This is a genomic window from Sulfurimonas sp., from assembly GCF_023228785.1.
GTDB lineage: Bacteria > Campylobacterota > Campylobacteria > Campylobacterales > Sulfurimonadaceae > Sulfurimonas.
This window is the reverse complement of the sequence record NZ_JALOAN010000021.1, coordinates 1-16,882: the sequence shown is the minus strand read 5'-3', so window position 1 is coordinate 16,882 and position 16,882 is coordinate 1. Positions and strand designations below refer to the sequence as shown.

Annotated in this window: 21 protein-coding genes; 9 read left to right on the top strand and 12 right to left on the bottom strand. The window is 33.1% G+C overall.

Features of this window, described 5'->3' with window-relative positions; all coding sequences use genetic code 11:
- Positions 1–13: 13 nt before the first annotated feature.
- The 7 genes from M0Q24_RS06875 to M0Q24_RS06845 all read right to left on the bottom strand — a co-directional run bounded on the left by M0Q24_RS06875 (position 14) and on the right by M0Q24_RS06845 (position 5,516).
- Positions 14–553 carry a peptidylprolyl isomerase gene (locus M0Q24_RS06875; RefSeq protein ID WP_295048779.1) on the bottom strand — a complete coding sequence of 180 codons (540 nt, stop codon included), beginning with the start codon at positions 551–553 and terminating at the stop codon, positions 14–16.
- Positions 546–2,045, bottom strand: coding sequence for a hypothetical protein (locus M0Q24_RS06870; protein WP_295048777.1), 1,500 nt, complete (start codon positions 2,043–2,045; stop codon positions 546–548). The genes M0Q24_RS06875 and M0Q24_RS06870 overlap by 8 nt, the downstream gene beginning before the upstream one ends.
- Before the next feature lie 43 nt (positions 2,046–2,088).
- Entirely contained in the window at positions 2,089–2,373 is a 285-nt protein-coding gene (locus M0Q24_RS06865; RefSeq protein ID WP_021287008.1) for an HU family DNA-binding protein, read from the bottom strand.
- A 97-nt stretch (positions 2,374–2,470) separates the two neighbouring features.
- Positions 2,471–2,704, bottom strand: a complete 234-nt coding sequence (locus M0Q24_RS06860; protein ID WP_295048774.1) for a hypothetical protein — start codon at positions 2,702–2,704, stop codon at positions 2,471–2,473.
- 3 nt (positions 2,705–2,707) lie between these two features.
- Complete coding sequence (locus M0Q24_RS06855) at positions 2,708–2,950, bottom strand: XRE family transcriptional regulator (RefSeq protein WP_295048772.1); 243 nt, start codon at positions 2,948–2,950, stop codon at positions 2,708–2,710.
- Between the two features lie 214 nt (positions 2,951–3,164).
- Entirely contained in the window at positions 3,165–4,838 is a 1,674-nt protein-coding gene (locus M0Q24_RS06850) for a flagellar assembly protein A (protein ID WP_295048770.1), read from the bottom strand.
- Positions 4,839–4,853: 15 nt separating this feature from the next.
- On the bottom strand, positions 4,854–5,516 hold the full coding sequence (locus tag M0Q24_RS06845; protein WP_295048768.1) for a hypothetical protein: 663 nt from the start codon (positions 5,514–5,516) through the stop codon (positions 4,854–4,856).
- 165 nt (positions 5,517–5,681) lie between these two features.
- On the opposite strand from M0Q24_RS06845, the gene fbaA reads away from it, so the two are divergent.
- Positions 5,682–6,761 carry a class II fructose-bisphosphate aldolase gene (gene fbaA, locus M0Q24_RS06840; protein ID WP_295048767.1) on the top strand — a complete coding sequence of 360 codons (1,080 nt, stop codon included), beginning with the start codon at positions 5,682–5,684 and terminating at the stop codon, positions 6,759–6,761.
- A gap of 20 nt (positions 6,762–6,781) precedes the next feature.
- Here fbaA and M0Q24_RS06835 read toward each other — a convergent pair whose 3' ends face one another.
- A complete protein-coding gene (locus M0Q24_RS06835; RefSeq protein ID WP_295048765.1) occupies positions 6,782–7,129 on the bottom strand; it encodes a hypothetical protein in 348 nt (115 codons plus the stop codon).
- A gap of 52 nt (positions 7,130–7,181) precedes the next feature.
- Here M0Q24_RS06835 and cmoA point away from each other — a divergent pair, with 52 nt between their 5' ends.
- Complete coding sequence (gene cmoA, locus M0Q24_RS06830) at positions 7,182–7,889, top strand: carboxy-S-adenosyl-L-methionine synthase CmoA (protein WP_295048763.1); 708 nt, start codon at positions 7,182–7,184, stop codon at positions 7,887–7,889.
- A gap of 2 nt (positions 7,890–7,891) precedes the next feature.
- Here the strand turns inward: cmoA and M0Q24_RS06825 are convergent, their stop codons facing one another.
- Positions 7,892–8,128: a hypothetical protein gene (locus M0Q24_RS06825; RefSeq protein WP_295048761.1), complete on the bottom strand. Its 237-nt coding sequence runs from the start codon at positions 8,126–8,128 to the stop codon at positions 7,892–7,894.
- Between the two features lie 36 nt (positions 8,129–8,164).
- Positions 8,165–8,806 carry an endonuclease III gene (gene nth / locus M0Q24_RS06820; protein WP_295048759.1) on the bottom strand — a complete coding sequence of 214 codons (642 nt, stop codon included), beginning with the start codon at positions 8,804–8,806 and terminating at the stop codon, positions 8,165–8,167.
- 173 nt (positions 8,807–8,979) lie between these two features.
- Between nth and M0Q24_RS06815 the strand changes: the two genes are divergently transcribed.
- Both M0Q24_RS06815 and M0Q24_RS06810 read left to right on the top strand, forming a co-directional pair.
- Entirely contained in the window at positions 8,980–9,807 is an 828-nt protein-coding gene (locus M0Q24_RS06815) for a peptidylprolyl isomerase (RefSeq protein ID WP_295048757.1), read from the top strand.
- Between the two features lie 6 nt (positions 9,808–9,813).
- A complete protein-coding gene (locus tag M0Q24_RS06810; RefSeq protein WP_295048755.1) occupies positions 9,814–10,668 on the top strand; it encodes a 1-aminocyclopropane-1-carboxylate deaminase in 855 nt (284 codons plus the stop codon).
- Here the strand turns inward: M0Q24_RS06810 and M0Q24_RS06805 are convergent.
- Entirely contained in the window at positions 10,661–11,338 is a 678-nt protein-coding gene (locus M0Q24_RS06805) for a nitroreductase (RefSeq protein WP_295048753.1), read from the bottom strand. The two genes, M0Q24_RS06810 and M0Q24_RS06805, sit on opposite strands and share 8 nt — an antisense overlap.
- A 156-nt stretch (positions 11,339–11,494) precedes the next feature.
- Here M0Q24_RS06805 and M0Q24_RS06800 point away from each other — a divergent pair, with 156 nt between their 5' ends.
- Together M0Q24_RS06800 and M0Q24_RS06795 are read left to right on the top strand one after the other, a co-directional pair.
- Positions 11,495–14,083, top strand: coding sequence for an AAA family ATPase (locus M0Q24_RS06800; protein WP_295048751.1), 2,589 nt, complete (start codon positions 11,495–11,497; stop codon positions 14,081–14,083).
- Positions 14,084–14,085: 2 nt separating this feature from the next.
- Positions 14,086–14,439 (top strand): hypothetical protein, encoded by a 354-nt coding sequence (locus M0Q24_RS06795; RefSeq protein ID WP_295048749.1) that lies wholly within the window; start codon positions 14,086–14,088, stop codon positions 14,437–14,439.
- Here the strand turns inward: M0Q24_RS06795 and M0Q24_RS06790 are convergent.
- A complete protein-coding gene (locus M0Q24_RS06790) occupies positions 14,428–16,041 on the bottom strand; it encodes an EAL domain-containing protein (RefSeq protein ID WP_295048747.1) in 1,614 nt (537 codons plus the stop codon). The genes M0Q24_RS06795 and M0Q24_RS06790 overlap by 12 nt on opposite strands.
- A 164-nt stretch (positions 16,042–16,205) precedes the next feature.
- Between M0Q24_RS06790 and rpmH the strand changes: the two genes are divergently transcribed.
- The 3 genes from rpmH to yidD form a co-directional block, all read left to right on the top strand.
- Entirely contained in the window at positions 16,206–16,340 is a 135-nt protein-coding gene (rpmH, locus tag M0Q24_RS06785) for a 50S ribosomal protein L34 (RefSeq protein ID WP_021287024.1), read from the top strand.
- The gene (gene rnpA, locus M0Q24_RS06780) at positions 16,328–16,678 is read left to right on the top strand and encodes a ribonuclease P protein component (RefSeq protein WP_295048824.1); all 351 of its coding nucleotides are present in this window, start codon (positions 16,328–16,330) and stop codon (positions 16,676–16,678) included. The genes rpmH and rnpA overlap by 13 nt, the downstream gene beginning before the upstream one ends.
- On the top strand, positions 16,675–16,882 hold a 208-nt coding region (yidD, locus tag M0Q24_RS06775; protein ID WP_295048745.1), incomplete at its 3' end, for a membrane protein insertion efficiency factor YidD. The genes rnpA and yidD, both read left to right, overlap by 4 nt.

Below are 16,882 nucleotides of genomic sequence, written 5' to 3'. Positions count from 1 at the left end.
GGGGATTAGAAATTTATTTCATATATGCTTTTAGAATCTCTTGACGCTCTATAGGTCTGTCTGCACCGCTTGAACCTAAAGTCGCTACATTATTTAGTTTTTTAATAGTCAACATTGACTCTTCTGTCACTTCACCAAAGATTGTGTGTCTTCCATTTAACCAAGGAGTTTTTGTGGTTGTTATAAAAAACTGACTTCCATTTGTGTGAGGACCAGCATTTGCCATTGCGAGTATTCCTGCCTTGTCAAATGTTTTGTTTTTATACTCATCTTTGAAGTCTTTGCCCCAGATGCTCTCTCCACCACGACCACTCTCAGTTGGATCTCCACCTTGAATCATAAAGTTTTTGATGATTCTGTGAAAGGCTATACCATTGTAGTAACCATTTTTTACATGTGTGGTAAAGTTCTCTACAGCTAGAGGTGCGATATCTCTAAACATAATTAGCTCGATATTTCCCTGTGTAGTCTCTAAGATTACACTCTCTTTTTTCTCATTGGCACTTAGATTTAAGCTTAGCATCAGCATAAGCAAAAGTAAGATCTTACTCATATTTTTCCTTTAATATTTTGATATTTTGACACTCTTTTTCATGAAGAATAAAGAGAGTTTTTTGTGCCAAAGTGGCAGCATATTCTAGCTGATTTAAAGAGGTGTCTTCTATATCCATAAGTATAACTATCTTGGAGTTCATTGAAGCAATGTCAGAATATGAGCATAAAAGTAGTCCATTTAAATCTTGAGAAATTAAACTCAACGAACTGTCAACTGCGATAACCCGTTCTTCAACAAAACCATCAAGATCATCTAGAAGCTTTTTTTTGCTCAAATTATCACTTATGATTAAAATATCTTTTGATTCGTACTCTTCTAGAAGGGTTGAGATGATTTGAAGAGATTTTGCGTGTTGATTTGCTCTTTTAAATATAACTTCTGCTTTAGTTGTTTTAAAATTATCTTTTAAAATAAAATTGGATTCTCTTTTACTATCGGCATTGACTAAAATTAAGAGAGATTTTTTTTGTATATGTATTAGATAGTCTATAAATTCTAAGGGCAAAATTTTTGTGTCATCGCATATGATTAGATCTGCTGCTTTAAAACTCTTTTTCATCAACTTTTCATTGATATGTAAAACAAGTTCTAGTTTTGGTTTATTGAGCTTACTAAGATGTCTGTTTAGCAGGTCTAATGGGGTGATAATTTCTATAGAATTTAAATCTATCTCAATGATCGCATATTCTATGATGTTTAAGAGTTTTTGTTTTAGCAAATCACAAGCTAATCTTGTTGGTTCTATAATGATAATTTTTAATTTTGGATTTTTTAAAATTTCTAAAATTGACTTTAATAGTATGGAACTTGTTTTACCAGAAGAAGCAACGCCATTTAGTGTTATGAGTTTTTTTAGATCTGTTTCTATAAATTCTATCTGTGATGAGGTGGCTAGATTTAGACTTTTATCTTTAGAGAGTATGAGATACTGTACTAAGAGATTGCCCATAATGTCGGCTTCTTTTAATATGGGAGTTTTTAAGCATGGGACATCATTTAGCTTTTGAATAATCTGTTCTTCATCTGAGTCATTAAATAAAATTTTATTTAAAGGTAACAGTTCCCTAAATGAACTATTTAGATGTTCATACTCGTCACTGTTTAGGTTTTGCATCAAAAGATAGTTGTAGATAGGCACACCATCTTTATGTGTGAGTTCGTTAAATTTTTGTCTTATAAATTCATGTGTTTTTTCATAGGCAATGCTTTGTGCATTTGAATCTTGATGAGAAGCTTTTGAAACTGTAGAGTTTTTGAGGTCATCATATGACCACTCTTTATACTCAAAAAGAAATATTCCTCTTTTTTTATCTAAAATTAAAAGTGGAATAAAATACTCTTTTGCATGATGGTAGATCGTTATGTTTTTGTATAGGCTAAGATCATTTTTTTTGCTAATTTCTTTTAGTTGTCTTATAAGTAGTGAGTCGGGAAGTTTTAAAGTTTGTTGTTTTTTTTTAAAAGTGGAGAAAAGTGAAATTATATTCATTTATTGAAAAACTCATCGCTAAAAAGCAATGAGTTTTAAGAAGTTACTTGCCAGCAGCAACACGGTCTTTTAGACCTTTGCCAGCTTTAAACTTAGGAACCATTTTGTCCTGAGTTGTATAAGTTTTATCAGTTCCTGGAACTTTACCACTTTTACCTTTTTGTAGGCTTGCAGCAAAACTACCAAAACCAACTAAAGAAACATCTTCTTTTTTTACTAACGCTACTGTTACAGCTTCTGTAAACGCCTTGATTGCAGCTTCTGCTTCAACCTTAGTTTTGTACTCACCACATGATTGTACTAATTCAACAAATTGAGCTTTATTCATATATTTACCCTTAGATTCATAAAGATTTCCGATATTATTTAGCATAAGCACCACAAATACTTCTGCTTAAATAATTCAGCTATGGATACTTTATAGTTTATTTGCTTAAATTTTTCTTCTTTTTACCAAAAAGTGTGATAAATTGCGATAATTTTGACTCTTTGATTCCTAATTTAGCCATTCTTAGTAGCCTAGAGGCGTTAAAGCTTATGTTTTTTGATATGTTTATTGAAGTATATTGCTTCAATCTGGAGTATTTATCATCGCTTTTGCCAATGGAGAGAAATATGTCTTCTAGAGAGTCTCTTTCCTGCTTTGTTAATGCGCCCATTTATCATTCCTCGTGTAATTTGTTTATTTTTCTAACAGCTCTAATGATTTCATCATCATCCAATTTACCTAACATCTTCATCACAATACTAGCGGCTTGAGGTTTTGCACGTCCAAGTTTCCAGTCTTGATATGTACGCATAGGTATCCCTAGTGAAGCAGCCATATCTTTTAAGGATATTTTTTTACCATTGTTTTTTGACTCTAAGGAGTTATGAAGAATGTTAAATAGATCATAAATTTGCATGGAAAATTATACGGATTTTATACTTAAATATACATTTATTATATAATATTATAGTATAAATTGTGTTATATATGTTATATATATTGTTTAATATGCTAAATAATATATTTAACATAAGTTTAATTATATATTATATACGGATTACCGTATCTTATTTATAAAAAAATATAGAGATATAAGAGATTATTTTAAAAAGTGTGTATTTTTGAATTTTTTAAAGAGAGATTGATTTTTTAACAGGCTCTAGAGTTATTTTATCGTCTTGAATACTTAAATAAAAGGGTTTATAACTCCTAGCATCTGTTTTATAAACTAATTCTTGAGAATTTGCTAAGGTAAACACTATAGAGTTTAGTCCTTTTAGAGGCTTATGAATGGTTATTGTAGCTCTTAGAGCAGAATTTTGAATAGTTACAATCTCATCTCTTAAGAGTTTTATATCATATTGTATCTTTTGGACTTTAGAGATGTTGTGTCTTTTTGCATCTTCTAACTCATCCTTTAGTTTGTTGATATCTTCATTTAAAAGCTCTACTTTTGAGTTAAGTATGGGAATGTCTTTATAGTTAATTTTAAAGAGATTATCTTCTCCGCTAACAAGGTTAATCTCAATTGATTGGCTTGCATATACTTTTAAGTTGCTCTTTACATGTCCAATTTTTACATTTTGAGCATAAATAGTCCCACCAAGGCAAGATTCTATCTCTACATTTGTGGCATTAACTATTCCACCTTCAAGTAGTGCTATCTGTGCATTATGACATCTTAGATTTCCTTTATGTCTGTTTATCTTAGCACTCTTTGCAAATTGCATAGAGTCTTTATGTGTAGCTCCATCTATCTGCAGAGTTAGAGCTTCTAGGATGCTATTTGCTCCGATATGTCCATTAACATGAATTTTTTCGCTCTTAAGTGTGACTCCCTCGCCAATACTATCTTTAGTAGTATCACTCTGAGAGACAACAACTTCTATGTTATTGTCTTCTTGTTTAGAGATGCTACTCTCGATTCTTGAGAGTTTTTTCATCTTTAGTTTGTTGTTAACGCCAAAGATTTTATCATTTAGTACAACAAAGCCTTTAAATTTACTTTTATAGAGTTTTTTGTGATCATCTTCTTCTATATAGATACTCTCTTCATCGATCGGAGTTTGTAAGTCATCATAGCTATTAGAATAATCGCCATCTATATGTTCACCAAGAGAGTTGAAGCCACTCTTTGAATAGCTTGGTTTTTTGTACTCTGCTAAGACTTCATTGGTCTCTACTTCTATAACTTTTTGTTTTCTAAGCAGATCTTTTTGTTCAAACCACAGGATAAGCTTTCCAGCTTTTGCAACATTTGGCTCAATCCCATCAAAAAGAGGTATGCGCACTTTTTTTACAAACTTACCTTGATAAAGATGTTTAATAAATGATTTTAGTGTCTTTAACATACTCTCATCAAAGAGATCTATTATGATATTATTTTTGGCTTTTATCTTGTTAAACTCTTTAACCAATAGAATATAAGTCTCACTAGGTTTGCGACTTTTATAAAATATATGTGAATCTGGATGCAAGATAATCTTTGGATGAGTCTTATGCTGAGTGAACTCTAAGGTATAGTTTAGTTTTACGACTACTTCAGTTAGTATACTTGGGAGTATTGTATGAATTTGTTTGAGTTCTAAGCGATTGTTTAAGATTGATTCTTCATCTTTAAAGTGTTCATAAAGATTTTCATTAAAGAGTCTAAAACTATCATCAGCATTTGTTTTTATATATGTTGCTGTTTTTATTATCTCAAAATCACACTCATTTAATGGAGTAAGATTTTGGGTTGCAAAGCTATTCATTGCAGCTTTGATATTTTTTGTTTTAATACTCTTTATTGTTTCTTGACTCATAAATTACCTTGTCTTCTAGTATGAGAGAAGATCACTATAATCATATTTTGAAAAATCTAAATATAACTTTCCATCTTGCTGGAGTACTCTTATATCATTGTCATAAACAGACAAAAATCTTCTTTTAATTACTTTTCGTTGATAAGATCTAAGGTTTAGGCTCTTTAAATACTCTTTTAGTTCAACTACATCAGAGTCTCGTTTTTCTTCTTGCTTATTGTTTTGAAGAGTTTGAACCTCATGTATAGTATTGTCTCGTTGATCTTGCATCATCTTTGCATTTACAAGTTCTAAGATATTTTTTAATTGCTCATCTTTTTTGTTATAGAGTTGCTCTATTTTGTGCATCTCATCACGCAACATCTGCTCTTTATCATCGATAAGACCATCTATCTTCTCTTCAAGTTGGATGATTTTTTGTTTTAGTTGGGCATTTTCTCTTTGGTAGAGTGCTATTACAGTCGCAACTGTTGTTTTTGGCTTTGTTATGGCCTTTGAGATAATTTGTGTTTGTAAAATCTCTTTTTCTGGCTCATTAGCTAAAAGAGCATCATCCACTAAGATATAAGTTGTAGAATCTTCAATAATATAGTCGAGCCTTTTCTCTCTTAGTTTAGAGCTTATCATCTCTTTTGACATTTTAAATCTTTTTGAATATTCATCTATAGATAGTCTCATCTAATGTCCTTATTGTGAAAAATTGAGTGTAAATTTGTGTTAAATTTAAGTGAAATATGTAAAACTAAAAATTTTAGCTATTTTAGCATAAAAACATTACAAGAAAGTTATTTCAAATAAAGCTTATATTATAATCACATCAACAATCAAAATTTAGGAAGTGTAATGAGCAAAGGCATATTAGATATCGTAAAACCAGGTGTTCTTTTTGGAGATGATGTACAAAAAGTTTATAACATGGCAAAGGAGATAGGATTTGCAATTCCCGCTGTAAATGTTGTCTCAACAGACTCCATTAACGGAGTTTTAGAAGCTGCAGCGAAAGTAAAATCGCCTGTAATTATACAGTTTAGTAATGGCGGAGCATCTTACTTTGCAGGAAAAGGTCTTAGTAACGAAGGAGAGAAAGCCGCGATTGCTGGCTCTGTAGCTGGAGCAAAGTATGTTCACATGATGGCTGAGGTTTATGGTGTGGCTGTAATACTTCATACTGATCATGCTGCAAAAAAACTTCTTCCTTGGATAGATGGACTCCTTGATGCTGGTGAGAAACACTTCAAACATGCTGGCAAACCACTCTACTCATCACATATGCTAGATCTCTCAGAAGAGACAATAGAAGAAAATATCTCTATATCTAAAGCTTACCTACAAAGAATGAGCAAAATTGGTATGAGCATCGAGATAGAGTTGGGTGTAACTGGAGGAGAAGAAGATGGAGTAGATAACACAAGCGTTGATAACTCTCTTTTATATACACAACCACAAGAAGTTGCTTACGCGTATGAGGAGTTGAGCAAAATATCTCCACACTTTACAATAGCTGCATCTTTTGGAAATGTTCATGGTGTTTACAAACCAGGAAATGTACAACTAACTCCAAAGATTTTAGATAACTCTCAAAAGCATATACAAGAGAAGTTTGGCACATCTGTTAAGCCTGTAAACTTTGTCTTTCATGGTGGTTCAGGCTCAGCTCCTTCAGAGATAAGTGAAGCTATAAGTTATGGTGTTATTAAGATGAATATTGACACAGATACTCAGTGGGCATTATGGGCTGGTACAAAGGCTTATGTAGAAAAGTACAATGACTATCTACAAGCTCAGATAGGCAATCCAGAAGGCGAAGACAAACCAAATAAAAAATACTATGATCCTAGAAAATGGTTAAGAGCCGGACAAGAGACACTAGTAAGTCGTGTTGAAGAAGCATTTAAAGATCTAAATGCAATAGATAGAAACTAAGAACATTTGACTTAAAGGTTTTAGTCCTTTAAGTCTTTGTATATATCTGCTATGTTTTTAGTATGTGGATTTTCTAAATGATAGTGGCTGAGTAGTTGGTTTAGTCTATTTTGGTTAAATCTCCAAAATTTCTTCTCATCAAAAGTTTCATCTTCTTTTATATTTGCAAAAAGTTCTTCACGACTTAACTCACCTTGACTCTCTTTAATGACTTTTAAGATAACTTTTAAAAGCTCCTCTTGGGACTCTTTTGTTGTGTCATCATCTACTAATGGTTTATTTGGCAAAAAAGCATAGATCTTCCAAATGCTAACAATAAGCAGTGCCACAAAAAATATTAACATCCACGAGGAAGTACTTAGTTCCATAAAATCACCCTATAAATTGAAATAGTTCTAAAAGTTTAGCTAAACTTTCATTATGAATGATAAAGTATTTACAAAACCCATAAAAAAGCATTTTGAGTTTGATGAAGAAGTTGCTGCAGTCTTTGACGATATGTTAAAGAGAAGTGTTCCTTTTTACGAGGAGTCACAAAAGATTACAAAATTTTTTGCACTAAAGAGTATAAAAAAAGACTCTGTGGTTTATGATCTTGGATCTTCAACTGGATCTTTACTTATTAGTATCTCAAAAGATCTAGAAAATGAGGCAAGACTCGTAGGACTTGACAACTCAGAAGCGATGCTAGAACAAGCTAGAAAAAAAGCACAAGCCTTTGGAGCGAAAATTGAGCTAGAAAATGCGGACATTTTGGAATATAACTATGAACAAGCAGATGTTTTTATAAGTAACTATACTCTGCAGTTTATTCGCCCGTTAGTTAGAGAAGAGTTGGTTAAAAAAATAAACCTCTCTCTTAGTTCTGATGGTATCTTTATCTTTAGCGAAAAAGTTATAAGCCATGACTCAAAACTAAACAAAGATCTCATAGAGTGTTACTATGATTATAAAAAAGAGCAGGGTTACTCAGAGTATGAGATAGTTCAAAAAAGAGAGGCACTAGAGAATGTCTTAGTTCCTTACAGTGAGGATGAAAACATAAAGATGGCTAAAAATTGTGGTTTTAAACATTGCGAGGTTGTTTTTCGCTGGGCAAATTTTGCGACTTTTATAGCTATAAAATAAATCTACCAAACATTACCCTTAGGTTTTTCTTCTCTACCTGTCCACACATCTATAACTTTTCCACCTGTTTCACCTATGGCTTTGTAGGTTACTATATCATCCTCGCCACACTCTTTATGGTAGTAACCTTGTAAGTCGTAGTACTCTTTACAATCGCTATAGTATTTTGCTGAAATACCGTGTTTGTTCATGCATCCAGTTAGTAAAAGTGTTGAGAATATTAATAGTATAGGTTTCATCATATCTTTTATAAAGCATTTGTTATACCAAATACTTTAAACTTTAAAAGTCTCTTTTGTTTTACAAAACTCAGTTAAAAAACACTCATCGCATTTTGGGTTTTGAGCCTTACAAATATAGCGACCAAAAAGTACCATTCCTTGATGAAGTGCTTGGAGGTTGTTTTTAAACTTTCTTACAAGCGTTGCCTCTGTTTTTGAAGCAGTTTTATCATCACTAAGCCCTAATCTATGAGAGACTCTAAAGACATGAGTATCAACTGCCATTAAGTTTGCACCAGTGTACTCTATCATCACAACATTTGCAGTTTTTTGTCCAACCCCTCCAAGTGTTTTGAGATCTTTTTCATTCATCGGGATCTCCCCGCCATAAACTTCAACAACTCTTGAAGCCATTGCTATGATATTTTTTGCCTTGTTATTAAAAAACGAACAACTCTTGATGAGTTCTTTTACATCATCTAGAGATGCAAGAGCCAACTCCTTTGGACTTGGATACTTTTTAAATAGATCTGGCGTTATGAGATTTACTCTCTTATCGGTGCATTGTGCTGATAGAGCGACGGCAATAACTAACTCGTAAGCGTTTCTATAGTCTAGCTCAGTCACTGCATCACTATACTTTTGTATAAAGAGTTCGTGGATCTGCTCTATCTCTTTTTTAGTTGCTTTTTTCATAAGGCTAAGTGTACTTAAATTTGCGATATAAACCAAAAATCACTTTTGTTTAATAATGGTTAGTATAATGCGTATAAACTTTTTGTCTAAAACAGATTTAGATGATTTTTTGAAGTTAACACAAAAAATGAATTAAATTGAATTTTAAAAGACATAACACTATAGGAATACTAATGAACAAAATGACTAAAATAGTTACAACTCTGCTTCTCGCAAGCTCTCTAGCGTGTGCCACAACACTAGTTTCAGTAAATGGAACTAATATCACTCAAGAAGATGTTGATACTGCTCTTATGAATGCTACTCAAGGTAGATTTAACCAAGTTCCAGCTGATAAACAAGCAGAGTTTAGAAAACAAGTGCTAGAACAGCTTATAGCAAAAGAGTTAGTTTACGAAGATGCTCAAAAGACAGGTGTTTTAAAGAGTAAAGATTTTAAAGAAGAGTACGAAAAAGTTCAAGAGAGAGTTAAAAAAGACTTAGCTATCCAAGTTTGGCAAAAGCAACAGTTTGACAAAGTTAGTGTTTCTGATAAAGATTTAAAAAACTACTATGACAACAACAAAGAAGAGTTTAATGAGAAAAGTAGTGTTCATGCTCGTCACATCTTAGTAAAAGAAGAGAGTGAAGCAAAAGCAATAGAAAAAGAGCTAAAATCACTCTCAGGCGAAGCTCTAAAAAATAAATTTATAGAACTTGCAAAAGAAAAATCCACAGGACCTACTGGACCAAAAGGTGGAGATCTTGGATTTTTTGCACAAGGACAAATGGTTCCAGAGTTTGATGCAAAAGTTTTTAGTATGAAAAAAGGGACTATTTCTGAACCTGTAAAAACACAGTTTGGTTACCATGTTATATACCTTGAAGATAAAAAAGCTAAAAAAGTACTATCTTTTACAGAAGTTAAATCTTTTATAGAACAAAGACTTAAGATGGAAAAATTTAAGGTCGTTGTTGAAGATAAAATGAAAGAGTTAAAAAACAAAGCAACAATAAAATAATTTTTTATGAATGTCTCTGCCATCTCTAAGATAAAACTAGAGGGCAGAGAGTTTTTTATAAAAAGAGATGACCTCATAGATCCATACTTAGCAGGAAACAAGTATAGAAAGCTCTATAAACTGCTAAAAACTCCTCCAAACAAACTGAACAAAATCATATCTTACGGTGGAACTCAATCTAACGCAATGTTAGCAATAGCAGCAATGTGCAAAAATAAAGGCTGGGAATTTGACTACTATACTAAGCCACAGAGCAAAACTCAAAAAACATTAGATATTGGGAATTATTTTCACTCCATAGAGATGGGAATGAATCACATAGAGATAGATGAATCACTTTACAAAAACTATATAGCTTCACTCTCTTTAAATACAAACGCGGGTGAATTTATAGTGCATCAAGGTGGAGCTATAATTGAAGCTAGAGAGGGTATAGAAGTTTTAGCAAAGGAAATAAGGGAGTCCTCTATAGAGACTAGATCTATAGCTACTCCATCTGGAACTGGAACAACTGCACTCTTTTTAGCACTAGCTCTTAAAGAGTTTAAAGTTTATACTACACCTTGTATTGGAGATGCAATATATCTAAGATCTCAGATGCAAGCTTTGCATGAGATCCCAGATAATCTCATAATATTAGAGTCTAAAAAGAAGTATCACTTTGCAAAGCCATACAGAGAGTTTATAGATCTGCATAAAAAACTACTTACTACAGGAATAGAATTTGACTTGTTGTATGCTCCCTCTCTATGGGAGGCTCTTTTGAGTCAAACCAAAGAGAGGGTTTTATATGTTCATAGTGGTGGCGTGAGCGGTAATGAAAATATGCTCACAAGGTATAAGAAAAAAGGTTTTATATAAAAGTTACATACTCATCTAGATCTGCTCTTGCTGGCTGATATGTGTTTATTTTTGCATCTTCTTTTGCATAACCGATAACTACACTATATAAAAGTGCTAGGTTTTCATGAGTATCCAAAACATCCGCTACAACTCTTCCAAACTCAGTTGTAGATCCTTGTGGACAAGTGTCAAGCCCAAACTCTTGAGCTAAAAGCATAAGACTTTGTAAGTAAGCTCCGCAGTCTATTAGAGCACCTTGTGCATTGTCTATAAGATCTTTATCGGTAAATACAAAAAAAACAGTTGAAGCACCAAACCATCTGAAGTTATCATGCCACATCTTAGTTCTCATCTCTATATCTTTTCTGCCTACATCCATCAGAGTATAGAGTCCAACTCCAGTCTCAAGTCGTCTCTTTTTGTAAGGATTTTTCCACTTAATTGGATAATACTGAATAAATTGATCATGTTTTACCCCAGCTTCCATCTTCTTTATAATGGCATCACCTATATTTTTTAAAACACCCTCATCACTAACGGCGTAAACTATCCAAGGTTGCATATTTGCCCCACTTGGCGTCATACTTGCGGCTTTTAAGATTTTTTCTTGAATCTCTTTGGGAACACTCTTTGAGTGGTATGCTCTTTTTGATGAGCGAGAAGTAATTGCTTCTAAGATTGTAGGCAAAACAGATCCTTTAGATTTTAATAGTATAAATTTGATTATAATATAAAATAGCTAAGTTATTACTAAATGGCTTTTTGAGAAGGAGTGACTAAATAGACTTGACATAGTTACGCTCAACTTGCTATAATATTGTCACTTTAACAAGGAGAGAAATTTATGAACACTAACAACATTTTTGAAAAACTAACACACAATATGACAGAGGCGATAGAATCCTCAGTATCACTAGCCCTTCACAACAAAAATCAAGAAGTTGTCAGCTTGCACTTTTTTTGGGCGATGCTAACTAACTCAAATTCAGTACTAAACCAGATGTTTAATAAGATGAACATTGATAAAACAGCGATAGAACTAGATGTTAGAAGTATGAGTGAAAAACTTCCAAAATCTTCAAGTGTGACAAAAGAAAATATTAAACTAGGAAGAGAATTTGTTTCATCATTAGAAAATGGTGCTGGACTTATGACAAAAAATGGCGATCAGTTCTTAGCGGTAGATACATACTTACTTGCAAATTTAAAAAACGAGCCATTTGCTAGTATATTAAAGAAATATACTGACGTATCTGAACTTGCGAAAACTATAGAGGCTGCAAGAAAGGGAGTTAAAATAGACTCACAAAGCTCAGATGAGACGTTAGAGTCTTTAGCAAAATATGGCATAGATCTAACAGCAGAGGCAAAAGAGGGCAAACTCTCACCTGTAATTGGGCGAGATGAAGAGATCACTCGTATGATGCAGATCCTCATACGAAAGACAAAAAACAACCCTATGCTTCTAGGCGAACCAGGAGTTGGTAAAACTGCCTTAGTTGAAGGTTTAGCTCAACGCATAAGTGATAATAAAGTTCCAACTTCACTTCAAAACAAAAGAGTTGTAGCACTTGATATGAGCGCTTTAATTGCAGGTGCTAAATATAGAGGAGAGTTTGAAGATAGACTAAAAGCGGTTATAGATGAGGTTAAGAAGAGTGGAAATGTAATTCTTTTTATTGATGAGATTCACACAATAGTTGGTGCTGGTGCAGCTGAGGGAAGTATGGATGCTGCAAATATACTAAAGCCTGCATTAGCTCGTGGGGAACTTCATACTATTGGTGCTACAACTCTAAAAGAGTATAGAAAGTATTTTGAAAAAGATATGGCATTACAGAGAAGATTTTTACCAATTAACCTTGATGAGCCTACGGTCAATCAATCTCTTCAAATATTAAGAGGGATCAAAGAGAGACTTGAGACTCACCACAATGTAACGATCACAGATAGTGCGTTAGTTGCAGCGGCAAGACTATCTGATAGATATATCGCTGATAGATTTCTACCAGATAAGGCGATTGACCTTATAGATGAAGCAGCAGCGGAGCTTAAGATGCAGATAGAGTCTGAGCCAAATGCTCTTGGATCTGCAAAGAGAAGAAGTTCAGAACTTCATGTAGAAAAAGAAGCTCTAAAGATGGAGAAGACTCCTGCAAATGAAAAAAGACTTACAGAGATCGAAAAAGAGTTAGCAGATGTAGGTGAAGAGGTTAGAACTCTTGAAGCTCAGTTTGCTACAGAAAAAGAGGTTTTTGAAAGAATTTCTGAGATCAAAAATGAGATTGAGAAAAAGAGAAAAGAAGCACACCTTGCAAAGTCTAACTCTGAGTTTAACCGTGCAGCAGAGATAGAGTATGGAGAGATTCCAGCTCTTTTAGAAGAAGAAAAAAAGATAAATGAGAAGTGGACAAAAATGCAAGAAGAGGGAACGCTTCTTAAAAATAGTGTTGATGAAGAGGCGATAGCTTCTATAATATCAAGATGGACTAAGATCCCAGTAAACAAGATGCTCCAAGGAGATAAGGATAAGATCTTAAATGTTGAAGAGGAGCTAAACCGCGATGTTGTAGGGCAAGAGAGGGCTACACATGCAGTAGCACGTGCCATTAAGAGAAACAAAGCGGGTCTCTCAAGTGAAAATACTCCAATTGGTAGCTTTTTATTTTTAGGACCAACAGGAGTTGGTAAGACTCAGACAGCAAAATCACTTGCAAAGTTCTTGTTTGATAGCGAAGATGCGCTTATACGAATAGATATGAGTGAGTATATGGAAAAACATGCAGTATCACGATTAGTTGGAGCGGCTCCTGGGTATGTGGGCTACGAAGAGGGCGGTCAGCTTACTGAGGCTGTTAGAAGAAAGCCATATAGCGTAGTGCTTTTTGATGAGGTAGAAAAAGCTCATCCAGATGTTTTTAATATGCTCTTACAAGTCTTAGATGATGGAAGACTTACAGATAACAAAGGAGTTACAGTTGATTTTAGTAACACTATTATCATCCTCACTTCAAATATCGCAAGTGATAAGATCATAAACAATCCATCATCAAAAGAACTAGAAACTATGGTTATGAGTGAGTTAAAACAAGCATTTAAACCAGAATTTTTAAATAGACTTGATGATATTGTTATCTTTAACGCACTTGCAAAAGAGCAAATCATAGGTATAGTTGATATTTTCTTTGAAGATATTCGCAAAAAAGTTGAGCAAAGAGATATAGAACTTTATCTAAGTGTCGAGGCAAAAGCCTATATTGCAGAAGCTGGATTTGATCCTGTCTATGGAGCTAGACCACTTAAACGTGCTTTGTATGAAATAGTCGAAGACAGACTAGCAGAGCTAATACTAGAGGGGAAAGTGAGTGAGGGTTCAAAAGTATATTTTGATATAAAAGATGGTGAAATAGAGGTAAGAGTGGAGAATTTATAAGCATGAAATATTTACTCGTTTTTATGATATTAACATTCAATCTTTTAGCTTGTACGGGTGACTGCATGACTTGTCACCCAAAGCTAGTGCCAACTATACATGAAGATGAGAGACACAAGCCGATGCTAACTTGCATCAATTGCCACTCTGCAGATCCAAACTCAATGGCTGAATGTGGTGATGACTGTTTTTCATGTCATCCAATGTCTAAGATAAACAAACCAAATATTAGAGAACACGATGTAATCCAAGGCTGTAGAGATTGTCATGTTGGGCAAAATGAAAAACTTTTTGATACAACGATACCATTTGATCAGTCTAGTAGCGACTCACTAAAAGACTTCTTAATCAAATAGATAAGGAATATGCTTCTTTATCTCTTGAGGTTTACCTATATAATAACCCTGAGCAAAATCAACATTTAAGCTCTTTACAACATCTAAGATCTCTTTAGATGAAACAAACTCTGCGATGGTGTGGATCTTTAGCTTATGTGCTAAGCCGACAATCGTTGAGACCATTAGTTGTGAGTTTATATCTCTATCTATGTTTGAGATGAGTGAAGAATCTATCTTAATATAATCAATGGGCAAGTTTAGAACGTGAGAGAAGTTAGAATAACCAGATCCAAAATCATCTAAAGCTATCTTTATGCCATAAGAACGAACTCTCATACAAAAATCATAAACTCTCTTGTAATCTTTAAACTCTTCAGTCTCAAGCAGTTCAATAGTTAAGTTATGATTATGCTCAAATTCATCAAACTTTTTATATAACATTTCTAAAGTTCTATCATTTTCTATATCTTCCATTGAGATGTTGATAGAACAGTGTATGTCATACTTTATAATAGCTTCAAAAGTATTTTTAATAACAGCTTTTGTAATCTTATAGTAGATGCGATTTTGTTTTGCAACATCTAAAAATCTAAAAGGAGCGATAATAGTTCCATCTTTATCTCTAATTCTAACAAGAGATTCATACTTTATCTCCAATGAAGCATCTTGTAGAGCTGAGATGGGTTGAAAGTAAGATATAACATTGTCATTCTCAAGTGCAAATGAAAGCTTCTCATGACATTCCATATCTTCTTTGTGAAGTTTTTCTAGCTCTTTATCATCATTAAAGATAGAGATACCAACATTCCTCTTCTTTGCATCTTTTAGTGCCATATCAGCATAAGCCATCATCTTTTTAGAGCCACTAAATGCTAAACCTGCACTCATCATGAAGTTGAACTTCTTATCCTCATAGATAAAACTCTCTCTCTTATAGCAGTTTAAAATATCTTCAATTTTATTTATAAACAGAGTGTTGTTAAGTTTGATAGAATTTTTCACAGCAATAACAAATTCATCTCCACCAATGTGGTATAAAAAAGTTCTAGTATCATTGATCTTAGAGCTTAAAAAATCAGCACTAAGTTTGAGGGCAACATTTCCTATATCTTCACCATAAACATCATTAAATTTTTGAAACTTATCTATGTTTAGGAGTGCCATCTGTTTAAACTCGTAGGTTTTAGAATCTTGTAAAAGTCTATTTCTATTTGGTAAGGCACTTAAGAAATGAGTATAAGTATTTAACTCTAACTCAGCACTTTTTTTAGAGATCTCTTTTTCTAAGTCATTATTATATTTTAGAAGTCTAGAGTGCATGTTTTTATGATGCTTTTCATTTTTTTTGCCAAGAAGAAGCTGTTTTTTAGCCTCTATATATCGCCAGAGAAGCTTATATAAGGTAAAGATCATAATAGCGATGGCAGTTATAGAGAGATATAGCATATATTTTTGAGATTGCAAATTTGCTTCTATTTCGGTAGATAATTGTTCTTTTATGTGTGTTGAATTTAATATCTCATCTGTAAAACCTATACTTCTTATATTAAGAAAAAGAGAGTAAGATAGAAGTAATAGACTTATAAATACGCTAGTTAGTAGTTTTTTATTAAAATTCACTTATTCTCCGCTGAGGTGTTTATTATAGTAGTTTGTATTTTTGATAGACAATTATAATCACATCAGTGTTAATTATATGTTAAATGACCGTAAGATGAACCTTAATCACACTTTAAGTAACTTTTATGTAACATTGCGAACTTAATTTTAAAGAAGGATATGTCGTGAAAAGAACATACCAACCTCATAGTACGCCTAGAAAAAGAACTCATGGTTTTAGACACAGAATGGCTACTAAAAATGGTCGTAACATAATAAACCGTCGTCGTGCAAAAGGTCGTAAAAAATTGTCAGTTTAGGCGGTTTTTATACCTTAAAGCAGCATAAAGAATTTCAGCACATATATAAAAAGGGCAAAAGCGTTCATTCTGCGAACCTTGTTCTTTTTTTTCTCCCAAAAGCAAATCTTCGCAGTGTTGGATTTACCGCTACTAAGAAAATTGGTAATGCGGTAAAAAGAAATAGAGCAAAGAGAAGACTTAGAGCTCTTTTTTGCGAATATTCCGACTCACTCAAAGATGCTACTTATATATTTGTAGCAAAAATAGCTATCAATGAAGCATCCCACAAACAACTACAAAATGACTTTATAAAAGTCCTTCAAAAATCTAAAAGTATTCAAGAAACAAATAGATGATAAGAAAGATTTTACTTAAAATTTTATGGGTTTATCAGAAGTTTTTTACCCTCATTGGCTTTGGAAGTTGTAGATACTACCCATCTTGTAGTGAATATGCAAGAATTCATTTTGAAAATAATTCTATTTCAAGTGCTTTTTACCACACTTTGATTAGAATACTGCGTTGTAATCAACTCTTTATTGGTGGCATAGAGTATCATT